This window comes from Shewanella sp. 125m-7 (assembly GCF_052977045.1).
Genome location: NZ_JBRILQ010000011.1, coordinates 1 through 15,507, shown reverse-complemented (window position 1 = coordinate 15,507; position 15,507 = coordinate 1). Strand labels below are relative to the sequence as shown.

At 44.3% G+C, this 15,507-nt stretch carries 14 protein-coding genes and 1 pseudogene; 8 read left to right on the top strand and 7 right to left on the bottom strand.

The window, feature by feature from the left end:
- Positions 1–28: 28 nt before the first annotated feature.
- Together ACVBIL_RS07205 and fkpA are read right to left on the bottom strand one after the other, a co-directional pair.
- The gene (locus tag ACVBIL_RS07205) at positions 29–400 is read right to left on the bottom strand and encodes a YacL family protein (RefSeq protein ID WP_447166301.1); all 372 of its coding nucleotides are present in this window, start codon (positions 398–400) and stop codon (positions 29–31) included.
- 241 nt (positions 401–641) lie between these two features.
- Positions 642–1,409 carry an FKBP-type peptidyl-prolyl cis-trans isomerase gene (fkpA, locus tag ACVBIL_RS07200; RefSeq protein WP_447166300.1) on the bottom strand — a complete coding sequence of 256 codons (768 nt, stop codon included), beginning with the start codon at positions 1,407–1,409 and terminating at the stop codon, positions 642–644.
- A 465-nt stretch (positions 1,410–1,874) separates the two neighbouring features.
- On the opposite strand from fkpA, the gene ACVBIL_RS07195 reads away from it, so the two are divergent.
- The 5 genes from ACVBIL_RS07195 (at position 1,875) to ACVBIL_RS07175 (ending at position 7,601) form a co-directional block, all read left to right on the top strand.
- Positions 1,875–2,087, top strand: coding sequence for a SlyX family protein (locus ACVBIL_RS07195; RefSeq protein ID WP_447166299.1), 213 nt, complete (start codon positions 1,875–1,877; stop codon positions 2,085–2,087).
- 294 nt (positions 2,088–2,381) lie between these two features.
- Entirely contained in the window at positions 2,382–3,749 is a 1,368-nt protein-coding gene (locus ACVBIL_RS07190; RefSeq protein ID WP_447166298.1) for a COG3014 family protein, read from the top strand.
- A 23-nt stretch (positions 3,750–3,772) separates the two neighbouring features.
- Positions 3,773–4,366, top strand: coding sequence for a penicillin-binding protein activator LpoB (gene lpoB, locus ACVBIL_RS07185; RefSeq protein ID WP_174208590.1), 594 nt, complete (start codon positions 3,773–3,775; stop codon positions 4,364–4,366).
- A 212-nt stretch (positions 4,367–4,578) separates the two neighbouring features.
- On the top strand, positions 4,579–7,221 hold the full coding sequence (gene pepN / locus ACVBIL_RS07180) for an aminopeptidase N (RefSeq protein ID WP_447166297.1): 2,643 nt from the start codon (positions 4,579–4,581) through the stop codon (positions 7,219–7,221).
- Positions 7,222–7,388: 167 nt separating this feature from the next.
- On the top strand, positions 7,389–7,601 hold the full coding sequence (locus ACVBIL_RS07175; RefSeq protein WP_447166296.1) for a hypothetical protein: 213 nt from the start codon (positions 7,389–7,391) through the stop codon (positions 7,599–7,601).
- A 535-nt stretch (positions 7,602–8,136) separates the two neighbouring features.
- On the opposite strand, the gene ACVBIL_RS07170 is transcribed toward ACVBIL_RS07175, so the two are convergent.
- Together ACVBIL_RS07170 and ACVBIL_RS07165 are read right to left on the bottom strand one after the other, a co-directional pair.
- Positions 8,137–8,697 (bottom strand): phosphoribosyltransferase, encoded by a 561-nt coding sequence (locus tag ACVBIL_RS07170; RefSeq protein ID WP_447166295.1) that lies wholly within the window; start codon positions 8,695–8,697, stop codon positions 8,137–8,139.
- Positions 8,698–9,186: 489 nt separating this feature from the next.
- A complete protein-coding gene (locus ACVBIL_RS07165; RefSeq protein WP_447166294.1) occupies positions 9,187–10,953 on the bottom strand; it encodes an alkaline phosphatase D family protein in 1,767 nt (588 codons plus the stop codon).
- A 208-nt stretch (positions 10,954–11,161) separates the two neighbouring features.
- Here ACVBIL_RS07165 and ACVBIL_RS07160 point away from each other — a divergent pair, with 208 nt between their 5' ends.
- Entirely contained in the window at positions 11,162–11,308 is a 147-nt protein-coding gene (locus ACVBIL_RS07160; RefSeq protein WP_447166293.1) for a hypothetical protein, read from the top strand.
- Positions 11,302–11,661, top strand: coding sequence for a toxin-antitoxin system YwqK family antitoxin (locus ACVBIL_RS07155; RefSeq protein ID WP_447166385.1), 360 nt, complete (start codon positions 11,302–11,304; stop codon positions 11,659–11,661). The genes ACVBIL_RS07160 and ACVBIL_RS07155 overlap by 7 nt, the downstream gene beginning before the upstream one ends.
- A 306-nt stretch (positions 11,662–11,967) precedes the next feature.
- On the opposite strand, the gene ACVBIL_RS07150 is transcribed toward ACVBIL_RS07155, so the two are convergent.
- Together ACVBIL_RS07150 and ACVBIL_RS07145 are read right to left on the bottom strand one after the other, a co-directional pair.
- Entirely contained in the window at positions 11,968–13,089 is a 1,122-nt protein-coding gene (locus ACVBIL_RS07150) for an endonuclease/exonuclease/phosphatase family protein (RefSeq protein WP_447166292.1), read from the bottom strand.
- Positions 13,090–13,157: 68 nt separating this feature from the next.
- Positions 13,158–14,102, bottom strand: coding sequence for a DUF808 domain-containing protein (locus ACVBIL_RS07145; protein ID WP_447166291.1), 945 nt, complete (start codon positions 14,100–14,102; stop codon positions 13,158–13,160).
- Positions 14,103–14,384: 282 nt separating this feature from the next.
- Between ACVBIL_RS07145 and rpiA the strand changes: the two genes are divergently transcribed.
- Complete coding sequence (gene rpiA / locus ACVBIL_RS07140) at positions 14,385–15,044, top strand: ribose-5-phosphate isomerase RpiA (protein ID WP_447166290.1); 660 nt, start codon at positions 14,385–14,387, stop codon at positions 15,042–15,044.
- A gap of 85 nt (positions 15,045–15,129) precedes the next feature.
- Here rpiA and ACVBIL_RS07135 read toward each other — a convergent pair.
- Positions 15,130–15,507, bottom strand: a pseudogene (locus ACVBIL_RS07135) (IS4 family transposase); the annotation flags it as partial.

Below are 15,507 nucleotides of genomic sequence, written 5' to 3'. Positions count from 1 at the left end.
GCTCACTAATAAATCTGAAGATCGGCAATCAATTTTCGTCTAAAAAACGACGCCAATTCACGATGACGTCATAAAAATCTTCTAAGCCACAAAACGCTTCCGACTCACCGTCATAAAAAGACATCGACTCATCAAGCTCTTGATCTTCGTTATCTTCGATATCGTTAGCAAATATTCTTGCCTGTTCAGTATCAAGCTCAAGAGACAGCGCCTTACCGAGTAAGCGCCATTCAGTGCCCTGACCACTTTGTAAACGCTCTATTTGCTGACAAATCTCAACATACAGTTCGCTATTATCGGCAAGCTCTTCGGACAACCAGAAGCCCACGGCTTCATGATCCATGCTAAAACGCGCAAATACAGTATCGGTAATCGTGTTGCGTAAAAAATCGTATTCCATAACCAGGCTCAAAATTAAAAATCACTCTCAAATTTCATTTTAACGCAATAACGGCAAGCTTGCGCCGATTAACAGAAGATAAAGTTCTATCTAGCTGAAGCTGTGTTACAAATCTGCTACTCGTTTAAATTTATACCAAAGGGACGTTTATATTGGCCAAAATACGATCATGAAGCTTAGTACTGAAAACAAAAAAGGACGCGATATGCGTCCTTTTCTATTACTGCAATAATTCAGCAGATTAGTGTGCGTGCTCAGCACTTGCTTCAGCAGCTGGAGCCGCCTTTTCGATATCTAGCAATTCAACTTCAAATACCAGTGTTGAATTTGCAGGGATAGTACCGGTATCACGATCGCCATAAGCTAGATCTGCAGGGATAACAAACTTGTACTTAGAACCCACAGACATCAACTGAACGCCTTCAGTCCAACCAGGGATAACGCGATTAAGTGGGAAAGTCGCTGGCTCGCCACGGGCAACAGAGCTATCAAACTCAGTACCATCAGTTAATGTGCCAACATAGTGTACTTTAACTGTATCTTCAGCCACTGGCTTATCACCCGTGCCTTCAGTGATCACTTCGTACTGTAGACCAGAATCTGTTGTCACAACGCCTTCTTTAGCCTTGTTCGTATCTAAAAAAGCTTGGCTGTCGGCTAGGCTCTTCTCAGCCAATACTAATGCTTGTGCTTCACGCTTTTCATTTAGCTTTTCATCAAGAGTTTGCAAAATAGTTTGCATCTCTTCTTGAGTCAGTTTCAGCTCGTCGTTTAGACCTTCGCTAAAACCTGTCACAATTAGGTTTCTATCAACACTTAGACCAAGTTCTTCTTGCTCTTTAATATGGCCAGCCATGTAAGTACCAATAGACGCGCCAACGCTGTAGGCTTCTTTTTGCGCTTCAGTTTTCAATTCTACAGGAGCCGCTACAGCTGTTTGCTCTTGATTACAAGCTGTTAGACCAACTACGGCCAAAGCCACTAGTGAATATTTATAAATCGATTTCATTAAAGCTTCCTCAGCATTTACACGTGGTTACACTAACCTAATACTTTTATTTAGGCGAACCACTCTATACTAGTTAAATAGGTTATTCCAATCAGAATAGCGAAAAGCGTATTGACTGTTATCTACTCATTTTTCAATACATATTAATCAATTATGTATTGTCAGAGAACCGCCGATATGGTTTTGACCTACTAACTTAGCAATGATTACCTCTTTAGTCATCTAACAGACAGCAGAAATGGCCCCAAGTTCATTCACAACTGAGACGCAAGGCGCTTTTATCTATTTTTTCAGCATTCGGCTAAGGTGTTAGAAAGCGGAATCAAGCTGTTTTCAATAGCGAGTTTCCATAAACATAGGCAGGCGTTGTATACTCACACCATAAATAGGATCCCAAACCGATCCTGAAGTTTCCAGTAAATGGTGTACTCAAACTATGAGACGCCCTATCCATCAGAGGTTAATTTGGATAATTTAGAAAGTCGTGTCGAAGAGTTAGAAATGAAGATTGCGTTTCAAGATGGCACTATTGAAGAGCTCGATCAGCAGGTTATCAAACTAAACCTAGCACTTGCCTCACAACAAGAACAACTACGGATCTTAATCGGCAAATTACAGGCCGTTGAGCCAAGTAACATGGCAAGTCCAGCGGACGAGACACCACCGCCTCACTATTAATGACCTCACCATAAGATGACTAACTTAAGTCGAGTAAAGATAGTGCACGCTATTGGGTACTATTCAAGCACTGACTTAAGGCATTCATCTTATGTTCAGCTTAACGCTATAAAAGTCTTTGATATCACCATGAAACACGGTAAGTTTTGATAGATGTACTCTTGGCTGAGCTTTTATCATTTATAATTAATTGCATATACTCAAGAGACTCAAAATAGCTTTTAGCCCGTTAATCTAACTCTGTTAGTAATCAAGGAAGGCGATGCAACTAACGCAAATTAAAGAGTTCTGCAAATGAGAAGTTTACTTCTGCTGGCAACGATTGTGTTCAGCCTGAGTGGCTGCGCGTTTAACAGCATCTTTATTAATTACCCTTCTCAAATCGCCCCAGTAAAGGCTCAGCTCAACTCACCAACACCACAAAACGCAGCGCAAATCGTCAAGCCTAAAATTGATGGTGCCGATGGCCTGCTGTATGCCCAAGAGGCTGGACGTAGCGCGCAAATAGCGGGTAACTTTGATGCCAGCAAAAAATACTACCAACAAGCCGTCGCAGCTTATCAAGCCTTCGATGATAAAGCCAAGCTAAGCCTTAGTGATGCTGGTGCCACGGCAAGTAGCTTATTTGTAAATGATAACGTCATCCCCTATCGTGGCCCAGGCTACGAGCGCATCATGCTGCACCAATATCAAGCCCTCAATTACCTATTTGCTGGCGATCCCCAAGGCGCATTAGTAGAAGTTCGCCGCAGTAATGAGCTGCAAAGCTCAGAGCAACAGCGCTATCAAAAGTCGAATAAATCCGTGCAAGCTATGGCAAATGGCACCATAGACGCCGAAATGAACACACTCAGTAAGGCGGCAGGCACAACAACCAGTTCATTCCTTAATGCGTATAGTTATTACACCACGGGTATGTTGCATGAAATTTTAGGTGAGCCGAATGATGCTTACATTGATTACCGTAAAGCGGCGCAGATCTCGCCCAATAACCCATATTTACAAAAAGACTTAGTCAGACTGGCTAAGCAGCTGTCGATGCCGCAATACGATGAATTTAAAAAACGTTGGGGTGATGCCGTAGAGCCTAAAAAGGGTGAAGGCCAAGTCATCATCATGCTCGAGCGTGGCTTTGTCCCTGAAAAACAAAGCTTCACCGTACCTTTTACTATTCACGGTAATTGGCAAACGGCATCGTTAGCAACCTACTACCCCAATAGGCAACCAGTCAGGCAAGGGCAAATTCAAGGCTTAGGCACAGTACTCAAAACCGCACCCATCGCCAATATCGATGCCTTAGCGATAACCGCGCTAAAAGAGCAACTACCAGCCGCTCTCGTCAGACAAGCTGCAAGAATTTATGCCAAATCAGAGATGGCACAAAGTGTTGAGAGCCAATCTAAAAAGCGCAACAATGATATTGATTACGCCTCTATCGCCATGCAAATTTTTAACGTAGTCAGCGAACAAGCTGATAGACGCAGCTGGCTAACCTTGCCTGAACAGGCGCAAATTGCGCGAGCATACGTAAAACCTGGCCGTTATTCATTAATGCTCGACAACGATCCAGCCGACCCCATTGAAGTTAAAAGCGGACGTACAACCTTAGTGTGGATAATTGACACTGGTAATTACACCCGTTTTTATTCAATAATCATTTAGTAATCACTTGTATGGAACTTAATATGAAACATTTAAAAGTCGTTTTTATTCTTGCAGCAGTAATAGGATTATCTGCTTGCCAATCAAAAGTTGAATACGGTGATGCCACGGAAGTGGAAACCGTTAACGAGAACTTCGGCTCAACAGACCTTCAGGCTATTGCCGCTAAAATGGTCGATAGCATGCTGACCTTCCCGCCTGTTGTTGCGATGACAGCCAACGACCGTCCAATCATCTTCGTTGATAAAATCAAGAACAAAACCTCTGAGCATATCGATACCGAGTCGGTTACCGATTCAATCAGCAATAAGCTACTGCGCTCTGGTAAATTCCGCTTTATCGACATGACAAAAGTGGACTCAGTACGTAAGCAGTTAGACTACCAAAACAATTCAGGTATGGTTGACCCATCAACTGCGATTAACTTCGGTCGTCAAATTGGTGCTCAGTACATGCTTTATGGCAACCTATCTAGCATCGTTAAGCAAGATGGCAGCACTAAAGATGTTTACTACAAAATGACAATGCGTTTAATGGACTTAGAAACCGGTCTAATCGAATGGTCTGACGAAAAAGAAATTCGTAAGGTTAAGTCTAAGTCTTTCTTGGGCCTATAATTCTATAACGAATTTATCCTAGTAACGAAGCCAGCCTAGCGCTGGCTTTTTTGTTTCCTAAAATTAGCGGCCGTTAATACTTCTTCGCTAACGAGAAATAAGGTAACTTATCGCCCTGATGCTGGGAGAAGCAAGGGCCTCGCTAGTAGAGTCGCCACTTTAGAGAAAAAATAAGAGCTAAGGCTCATTCGTTTGATATTAAGGATGCTGTTTTGAAGTTGCTGCATATAGGTTTTACTGCTGCTTTAAGTTGTTTTGTGATAGCCGGAAATGCCAGCACTAAAGAGGCGAGTCGCCAACGAGATAATACGCCCTATATAAGCCAAGAGGTTGCTGCGCAGCGCTCAGCTAACATATCTGATGTGCATTATGATCTCGATTTTAGCTTAACCGATCAGCAAAGCTTTAGCGCCATTAGTAAGGTCAGCTTTGAGCTCGACAACACCAAACAACCGCTGAGTTTAGATCTCAACCAAGCAAATATTCGCAGCTTCATTATTAATGGTACTAAGGTCTATCCTAATTATAACAACAGCTACATCAGCCTAAATCCGCGTTTACTCAACAGCGGTAGCAATACCATTGAAGTCGCATTCACTCGAGACTACAGCAACAATGGCGAAGGCCTGCACCGCTTTGTCGACCCTATCGATGGCAAGGTCTACCTCTATTCGCATTTTGAACCCGCGGCAGCCCAGCAGATGTTTGCCGTGTTCGACCAGCCAGATCTCAAAGCCAGCTTCAGCTTAACGGTAACCGCCCCTAAAGAGTGGACGGTGATTAGCGCCATGAGAGAAACCTCAATAAGCGAGCTAGGAGAGCAGCGTCGCTGGATATTCCCTAAGTCTCCTAAGCTTAGCCCTTATAACTTCTCTATGCATGCTGGCCCTTATCATGAGTGGCAGGACAACTCAGGCAAGTACCCGCTGCGCTTATTTGCGCGACAGTCTGTAGCAAAACAAGTTGATGAAAAAGACTGGTTTACCTATACCCAGCAAGGACTCAGCTTCTTTGATGACTATTTTGGCATCCCGTATCCATTTAAAAAGTACGACCAAGTTTTAGTACCAGACTTTATCTATGGAGCGATGGAAAACGCCGCAGCTATCACCTTTAGTGAAAGCCGCTTTCTGACTCATGCTGATATGACCAGCGCTCAGAGACAGCGTTTAGCCAGCGTTATCATGCACGAAATGGCACATCAGTGGTTTGGTAACCTAGTCACCATGAAGTGGTGGAACGGCTTATGGCTAAATGAAAGCTTCGCGTCATTTATGGGTACCTTGGCCACCAGCAAAACCACCGAGTTTGCAGCTTGGCGAAGCTTTTATGCCAATAATAAACAAAGTGCTTACCACCTTGATAGCTCGGCCAGCACTCATCCCATTGAAGTGCCAGTGGCATCGAGTCAAAACGCCTTCGATAATATCGACGCTATCACCTACTCCAAGGGAGCATCGACTCTTAAGCAGCTTAACTACCTGTTAGGGGAAAAGATCTTTCAAAAAGGGGTGCAAAACTACTTAACTCAATACAGCTATCAAAATGCCGAACTAAAGGACTTTATCAAAAGCCTTGAACAAGCCTCAAGGCGAGATTTAAAACAGTGGAGTCAAGACTGGCTCTACCGCGCGGGCGTTAACACAATCGAAGCCGAATTTAGCTGCAGTAATGGACGAATCAGCGCGTTTACCCTCAAGCAAAGTGCGTCTAGCGAACATTCTACCTTAAGGGAGCAGAAGGTACTCGTGGGCCTGTTTACTCAAGGTCGCAATCAGCTACACCACAACATTAGTATACCTGTCAGCTATAGCGGAAAGACAACACGGGTCAAGCAGCTTGTCGGTCTACATTGCCCAGATTTGGTTTACCCCAATTATCAAGACTGGGGCTTCGTCAAAGTTAATCTTGATCCGCTGTCATTTAAAACCACACAAACTAACTTAGCGCGAGTGAGTGACCCACTACTGCGTTCTATGTTGTGGCAAAGCCTATGGGACGGCGTTGAAAATGGCACTTTACCGCTCAACTCTTATATTGGCACTGTGTTAATCAATTTACCCGGCGAGCGTGATCTGATTATCTTAAATCAGGTGTTAGCGAGCCTGTCTGATACTCGGGTATACCTAGATAAAATGGCGCCAAGCAACCTACACTACGCCAAGACGGTAACCAGAGCGATTGAGCAAATGAGCCTGAGAAAGGTGATGGTTAATAAAGGCAATCGCGACATTCAACGCCGCTGGTTTGATAGCTATATTGAGTTTTCCCGCAGTAAAGACGCCTTAAATCATATCGATACCTTGCTAAATAAAACGGCCAGCATCGACGGTTTACAAATAGACCAAGACTTGCGCTGGAAAATGATTATTCACCTCAAGCGTTATGATCATCGCAATGCTCACTTTTGGCTTAATAAAGAGCGTATTAGCGACAAATCAGACCACGGCCAAAAGTCGGCGCTCGCCGCCGAGGTGATTCAACCTTCAGCCACGAAAAAGCACCTGTGGTTAAACCGTATCCAGCAACCGACTAATCTAGCGTTTACCAAGGTGCGTACGGTAATGAATAACCTTTATCCGAGTGAACAACAATATCTCAGCGAGACCACCGCAAAGCAACGATTTGCCACGCTTGCCCAATTAGATAGCAGCAAAGGCCCCGTGTTTATGCGCAGCTATAGTCATGCACTGATCCCACAACAATGTAGTTACGGCAACGTTGTCGAATTAAAGCAGCTTATCGAGTCGACACCCTCACTATCAGCGCTCACGGTGCGAGCATTAAAAGAAGCTATTTCGCAAGAGCAAATCTGTTTAAAGATCAAAACTAAGATGCTGCAGGACGGGAAATAACGTTCTAGGAAAAGCTAAGACAATAAAAGCCGGAACGAAATCTAAGCCTAAGATGTAACACTGATGGCTGCTCTACCTAGGCCCTGCTTTTCTCTAGGCCCTAATCTTCCTAAGTCCTCTTTTAGCACTATAATTGAGTAGTACTATTTCTCATCAAGGAGCGATATATGGGGCCCTTCACGGTTGCCGCGCTAGCTATTATAGGTGTTTTTTCTTTCGCCGCATTTAAGGAATACAACAAAAATAAAGTGCGAGTCGAACTCGACGAATTGGTGAGTGTTAAGGACGAGCTAGAAAAACTCAGAGAGCGAGTCGCCACCCTAGAGCAAATTGTCACTGATAAGTCTTATCAACTTAAAGATGAGATAGATAAGCTTTAGGTTTAGGAAAAGCAGGAGAATCAGGTACTAGGTACTAGGAAAATGCTAAGACGGCAAAGGCCGAAAGACAAAGACGGGATAAGCAGGAAAAACAAAAAAACATCTATCCAGCTCAGCGAGTAACACTTTTGCCCTTCTTTACTCCTAGAACCTGCTTTCCTAGGGCCTTTTTTATAATGTAGCTCGGCATTTATGCCGTCATCTTTGATGGGCTAAAGCCCAACCTACATTAAAAAACACAATAGCCTCTTTTGATTTTATCGCAGGACGAAGTCCACTCTCAACGCGAAGCGTGCTAGGTGCTAGGTGCTAGGTGCTAGGAAAGGAAAAAATGGGAAAAACGGCAAAGCAAAAGATAACAGCTTGGCTTTTGCTGTACCTAGCAGGGCGAAGCCCGTCCTCGCAGCGAAGCGCCCTAGGATCTAGGCCCTTCTTTTAAAATAACAAAGCCACCTGTCGGTGGCTTTTAAATACTTATTCAAGCTAATGCTGTTCAGTCCTGCTCAAGCTCTAGTGAACTTGCACTGAAATAAGCTTAAACGAATAGGTGTTTAATGTTCTTCAAGTCGCCCTTGCCTTCAGCAATCTCTTCTGGCGATAGGCCAGAAACTTCATGCGGGAATACCAACCACTCATCCGATTCATGGATAAAGTAGTCAGGCTTTAGCGGTACCGCTGTGTTTTGTGGCTTGTAATATGGGCAAGCAATACGCACATCTTTTGGCATATTCAGGCGCATAAGGTCACTCAAGTTTTCCATTAATGCATGGATACTACGCCCCGAGTCAAACACGTCATCAACAATCAATAGACCATCACCGGCATTAGCGTTTTCTACAATGTAATGTAGGCCATGAACCTTGATCTGTTTGCTTTGCTTATTAATGCCATAATAAGACGAAGTACGTACAGCAATATGGTCAGTTTCAACTTCCTTGAAATCGAAAAACTCTTGCACCGCGATACCAATTGGAGCACCACCACGCCAAATACCCACGATAAACTGTGGACGGAAACCACTCTCGTAAACTTGCGCGGCTAAACGAAAAGAATCTTCTAGCAACTCTTGTGCGGTAATAAAGCATTTCTCTGACATCTGACCGTCCCCATCTTGTTATTAATATCTAAATTAGGTCTTATCCAATCACAACATCGATTGCTCTATTTGTGGTAATACTCTGACGAGAAGTATGACCAATTGGAATATAAAAACAATAAGTTAGCTAATACAGAGCATTTATCTAACCCACTTTTATCCAATAAGAATAGATCAAAAATAGTTTAACTGATTAGTATAAAAAGGCAGGTGATGACGTCTATTCCAAGATCTGGAATGGGGCCTGTTAATCGTCAAAACGAATTAACCGCTCAAAGTCTAAGCACCCACCGGATTTTGGAGGCGAATTTTATACTAAATTAACAAGTATTGCTGCAAAAAAGCCGAAAAACTTATGTCGTTATCACTAAAAAATAAAGCCACCTTAAAAGGCGGCTTTATTTTGTTCATCAGCTTTGTTCATCAAATACAGTTAAATCGAAACCATCTGTAAATGAAAACTAAAGATAACGCTTAAGCATAGCTGTTTTAAGCTTTGGCCATTTCAAGTGTATGGCTACCGGCTTTCGTTACCATAGAGAAGTTACGCTCGGAGTCTTCTGTAAAGTCGCGAGTATAAATCGTATCCACATAACGCCAATCGCTACGCACCTCTTCATGAGTAAAGGTCAGGGTCATTAAGCCTCGATTCATTAGATTCGCATAAGCAAGGTTATCAACTAAATCGATAATCGCCGCTTCAGTCGCTGGAATATCTTTAGCGTCAATACCAAGGTAATACTCAAGTCCTGGTGAAGATACTGAGCTAGTGGCAAACTCGACCCCCACCGAGTCACCAGCGGCATCTTTAAGCTCATTAGCCCATGCGTTATGGGTATCGCCAGCAATCACCACTAAGTTCTTAGCCTGTGACTTCGCGGTCGCCAAAATAACTTCACGCTCATAGGCATAACCGTCCCATGAATCAAGGTTGTAAGGGATTGATGGCAACTGCAGCAATGCCATCGCTTCAGGTGTTAACTTATGCCCATAAAACGCTAAGTACTTCAGCTCATCTGCACTCAACGTTGGATCGCCCGCCGCTTTTCGTGCGGCAAACTGCGCTAATGCCGCTAACTGACCAAACTCAGGAATAGATAACTGCTGAGTCGCAATGGCTGCAGGTAGCATCATCTGCCCCATCAATACCTGTTGCCCCAGGACCTGCCAAGTGGCCGTCGACGTCAGTAGCGCCGTTTGCAACCAAGCCTGCTGTTCTTGGCCTAGCATAGTTCGATTTGTATCTGTGATATCTGCCATAAAGCGTGCGCTATCTAAGCCACCAGCACCATTCATATATTCAACGTAATCGAGCGGTTTATCACGACCTATCAGGCGCGTATCTAGCATATGTAAATCGACTAAGTCGCCAAACTGGAATGAGCGGTAGATCTCTTCATGATTGCCTTCTCGCCACGGACGAATAGGTAGCCACTCGAAATAGGCTTGCAATGCCGCCTCTTTGCGCGCATCGAAATCCCCTTCGCCATCATTGTGATTTTCAGCACCATCGCGCCAGCTGTCATTCGCCACTTCATGGTCATCCCATACCGTAATAAACGCCGTTTTACCATGGAGTTTCTGCAAGCTAATATCACTACGGTATTGCCCATAACGAGTGCGATAGTCAGACAGACTCATGAGCTCGCCTTCCGGTAACACCTCACGTCCTAATTCAGCTGCACGCTCACTGGCGTATTCGCCGCGGGCATACTCGTAGATGTAATCACCCAAATGAATCACCGCATCAAGATCATCCATTCTTGATGCCATCTCATAGACATTAAAATAACCAGCAGGGAAATTAGCGCAGGACACCACGGCAAACTTAGCACTATCGATAGCGCCCTGTGGCAAGGTTTTAGTCATTGCCGGCTGCGAGGTTTTATTGCCTGCCTTAAAGCGGTAAAAGTACGGGGTACCAGCCTCGAGCCCCATGGCGTCAACCTTAACCGTATAGTCTCTATCGCTGTTAGTGATGGTTTCGCCATTACTCACTAACTGGCTAAAGGCGGCATCGGTCGCCACCTCCCACGACACCTTAATGTCGCCATCACTTTTTGGTGTTACGCGGGTCCAAAGTATCACCGCGTCATGGCTAGGGTCGCCACTTGCTAAGCCATGTAAGAATTCAGCAGAAATGCCATTGTCATCATCATCGCTGCTACAGCCCATCAGGCCATAAGATACAACTGCAGCGCCCACACCTTTAGCAGACATGGCTAAAAAATCTCTACGAGTAACAGGTCGTTTCATTGTTATTATTCCTTTAATATTGGCGTTCTAGTTTTACTTATGTGGTACGAGGTCTAATCAGATGGAATGCTAAAGCACCACCATGACACGAAGAAGACAAAGATGTAAACCGATTGTTAAATATCAATTAGTTTAATCGACAGGTTATTGCTGTCAGCAAAACATCAAAAAAATCTAGTGGTATTTCACCTAAAAGGAACAAAGGATAATGTGTAGGGCTATTTCAGTATTGGCAGTTTTAATTACCTTACTTAGCGGCTGTAGCAGCACAGAGCAAGGCGTGATCTTTGACGAGTTAGAACAAAGAGGTGGTGTTATCTACTATCAAGACGCTCTCTATACTGGAATATTTTAGATAAGGACAGCCAGCAAAGAGTTAGCGCTAAAGGTTACCTTATCGACGGTCTACTCCAGGGAGAAGTCATAAGCTATGACATCTATGCCAGAGTAACAAGAACCGAACACTTTAAAGATGGCAAACCCCATGGGATCCTAACCAAGTTTTATGAAGATGGCACAGTAGAAGAGCAAGGCCAATTTGAGGCGGGCGAAGCTGTCGGGAAATGGCTGCTTTATTATGAAAGTGGCGCCTTAGCTCGTGAATCTTTTCACAAAAATGACCGACCTACTGGACAGTGGACATATTTTAATGAAGATGGAACGATCAAAGAAACACGAGTCTATAAAGACGGTCAGTGGATAGAATAATACCAATCAGTATAAAGATTTGGTCGCTCAGCGAGAATTTAGCGGTTCTGATGCAAGGCAACGAGTGAAGAGCATAGTTGAACTAGGGTTTAGCTCCCTCTTGTTCATTAAGAGTCGCTGCAGCTGAGCCGCTAAAACTCGCCATTCTGGAGCGTTTTTGGCTGCCTACTTCAGCGTTGAACAGCTTTACAAGGGAATAGCCATTCTTACAGCTATTCGCCTTGAATTAGTTTGCCAAAAACCGCTCTGAGTAGATCAACTTCTTATACTGATTGGTATAACATCTCTACAAAGCCAGCTTTAACGTTAGCGCCTAATGCGTAAGGTGCAAATAACCGGCGCGTGGTCGCTACTTTGGCTATCACGCTCAAAGCTTGGGTTCACTAAGTGCCTGTCTTCGGTGTGATAGTCACAAACCTCGGCAACACTATTATCAAAGCTTGGGTCAAAGTCTGCCGACAATAATATGTAATCCAGCACATTACCGCTGGCACCGTAGTAATGAGTCGGCGCTCTCGATGCCCGCGCTTTAGCCAGCATGAACTCTTCCTCTACAGCGACATCATCAAGGTTTTTATCTGCCGTCTCCACGCCAAATAGATCCTGCAAACCTTGTTGAAACAGTTTGTAAGCATCCGTCAGCGGGAAATTCGCTAGCTCGCCCAGCCCCACTTTTTCAAAACGTAGCTCGCGGTTAGTTAATGGCGATAATACCGAGCTTGTGAGCTCTTCATTAAAATCGCCCATTAACACCATTGGCTGATTGGTCTCAATCCGTCTTTGTAGCATGGCATGCAACAGTAACGCCGCTTCACTGCCGCGCTGAATGCTCGATGCCCACTGACCTAGACTGTTACGCCCTAATAACTCACCAAAGTTAACCAAAGGTGCGCTAGAGCCAGCCTTCTGCAGTGAAAGCTTTGGTTCTGAAAACTTAGGCTGGGGCAATTCATCCAGGTGCGGGCGCTTAGATTTAAAGTGCACCACGTAAATATCGCAAAGACCAATTTGCGGCAACTGCACTGTCGCGCGAAGGGGTTTACGGCTAAATGCAAAGTTAGGGTTTAGCCCCAACGCATGAATATACTCAGGCTCAGCTTCAATCGCGGTCACTTCAGTGAAAGGAAACTTTGAGGCAAGAGCGACAACCGGATCGCGGCAAATATAATCGTCAATCACGGTTGGTTCGCCCACAGTGGCAAAATGCGCATAACCCGCAGTTCGCATCTGCTCAGCCAAGGCTTGAGCCGAAAACACCTCTTGCAAGCCAATAATATCGGGCTGATGCTGCGCTAAAAACTCAGCTAACCAGCCCTGCTTTTTATGCCATTGTTCTTTGCTATAGATATTCTCAAAATCGTAATAAGCCAGAGGTGGCTCAATATAATTAAACAGGTTAAAGCTGGCGAGTTTGAGCCTGTTACTCATATTACTTGACCTACTCTTTGACATTGGGTTTTGTACCTAAAAATTACGTTATTTATCTATGATATCCTCTATTTAACGTTTTTTTTATCGCCTTTTAGCTTCATAAACAGTTGCATCAGCAATACCGCTAACGCGCCAGCGATGACACCAAAAATCGCGTTTAAAATACTTGGCGTGATAAAGGAGACTACCGGGCCAACAAATTCAAACGCGCCAATCCACTGCGCCGCGATGGTAATTTTATCGCCAACCCAGTGCCAGCCATGGGTTAAGATCCCGCCGCCCACCATAAACATGGCAATGGTGCCAACAACCGACAAAGTTTTCATTAAGTAAGGGGCTGAATTTAATAACATCAAACCAAAGCGACGCTTAAAGCGCACCCACAATCCCTCGCCTGGACGCTGACTCAAATAAAGCCCCGCGTCATCAAGTTTAACAATGCCCGCCACTAAACCGTACACACCAATGGTCATTACAATAGCGATAAAACTTAAAGTGAAAAACTGCGTAGTTAGACTCTTGTCAGCCACAATACCTAGGGTAATCGCAATAATTTCGGCTGATAACACAAAGTCAGTGCGTATCGCGCCCTTAACCTTATTGGCCTCATATTCCTTGAGGTCGACAATCTCCGCTTCGGTTGCCTGAGACTCATCTATTTGATGGTGCTTTTTAGCATGGTAGCTGTGATAAATCTTCTCGAAGCCTTCATAGCAAAGGTACAGGCCACCAAACATTAGCAACGGCGTTACCGCCCACGGAATAAAAGCACTGATCAGCATCGCCGCTGGCACTAAGATACACTTGTTTTTAAATGAGCCAACCGCTACGGCCCAAACAACCGGTAACTCTCTGTCGGCGCTCACGCCCGTCACCTGCTGTGCATTGAGGGCGAGGTCATCTCCAAGCACCCCAGCCGTTTTACGGGCGGCTATTTTACTCATTGCGGCGACATCATCTAAAATCGTCGCGATATCATCTAACAAGGTTAATAAGCTTGCCCCTGCCATATCGACTCCTTCATCGCTTAGCTGCGCGTTGCCACGCGGAAATTCCGTCTTATCTCAATCTGAACCACACTCATACTATAGCGGCTATTGTGAATAAGCTAATGACAATAAACTGTTAGCTACATCCAAAACTGCGGCTTTATCTAGCGCACGATAAATCTGATAATCAATATGTGTCACTTTTAAAGCAAATTTCAGCCGCACTAGCCACTTTAAGCGCGTATACTGTCGCCAATATATTTAACCTTGTCTTTAACATTATCTTCAATAAAGGATTTCATGATGACTCAAGATGAAATGAAAAAAGCTGCCGGATGGGCTGCTCTGCAGTACGTAGAAGAAAACAGCATTGTTGGTGTAGGTACTGGCTCAACGGTTAACCACTTTATCGATGCCCTTGCCACAATGAAGTACGATATCCAAGGCGCGGTATCAAGCTCTGAAGCATCAACAGAGAAAATGAAAGCCTTAGGTATTGAGGTTTTTGATCTTAATAGCGTTAATGAGTTATCTGTATACGTTGATGGTGCCGACGAGATCAACAGCCAAATGCACATGATCAAAGGCGGTGGCGCTGCACTGACTCGCGAAAAAATTGTTGCTGCAGTAGCTGAGAAGTTTATCTGTATCGTTGATAACACTAAGCAAGTAGACATCTTAGGTGAGTTTCCACTGCCAATCGAAGTGATCCCAATGGCACGTTCATACGTGGCTCGCCAAATTGTCAAACTAGGCGGCGACCCAGTTTACCGTGAAGGTTGCGTTACCGATAACGGCAACATCATCTTAGACGTGTACAACATGAAGATTATGAAGCCTGAAGAGCTAGAACAGCAGATTGACGGGATTGTTGGTGTTGTCACCAATGGTCTATTCGCTAAGCGCGCTGCAGACGTATTACTTGTTGGTACTCCTGAAGGCGTTAAAACCGTTACTTTTTAATGCCTTTGGAGCATTAGTACGGCGATAACAACTTAGCCAAAATAGCTAAAAGCCACTCATTGAGTTAATGCTATTCGGATAAGCACTACTGTTTATATTTAAGTGGGTAGCGGCTGGGTATATAGAGCACTGAACGTGGATACGTTCGGTGCTTTCTTTTATCTGGAAGGATAAAGTGTTTTATATCGGCTCGCATTTGCTTCAGCTTAGCGGGTAACTTTCCATCTGGTGATAAAGCCAACCACCTCAATTGAGTGTCTATCAAGCTTATCGCTGCGGTAAAGCTAATACGGGTGGGCGCAACTTTTGCTTCTTTTGCTATAGCCACCATTTCTAAACGAATTAGATTATAAGCGATAAGCACGCCCCACAGTTCTTGCTTAACCCCTTCTGCAAACCTGCTTCGTAACGTCACCTTACTTTGCAATTGAGTTTGCTTAAGTTCGCCGTATCCCTCTTCTAT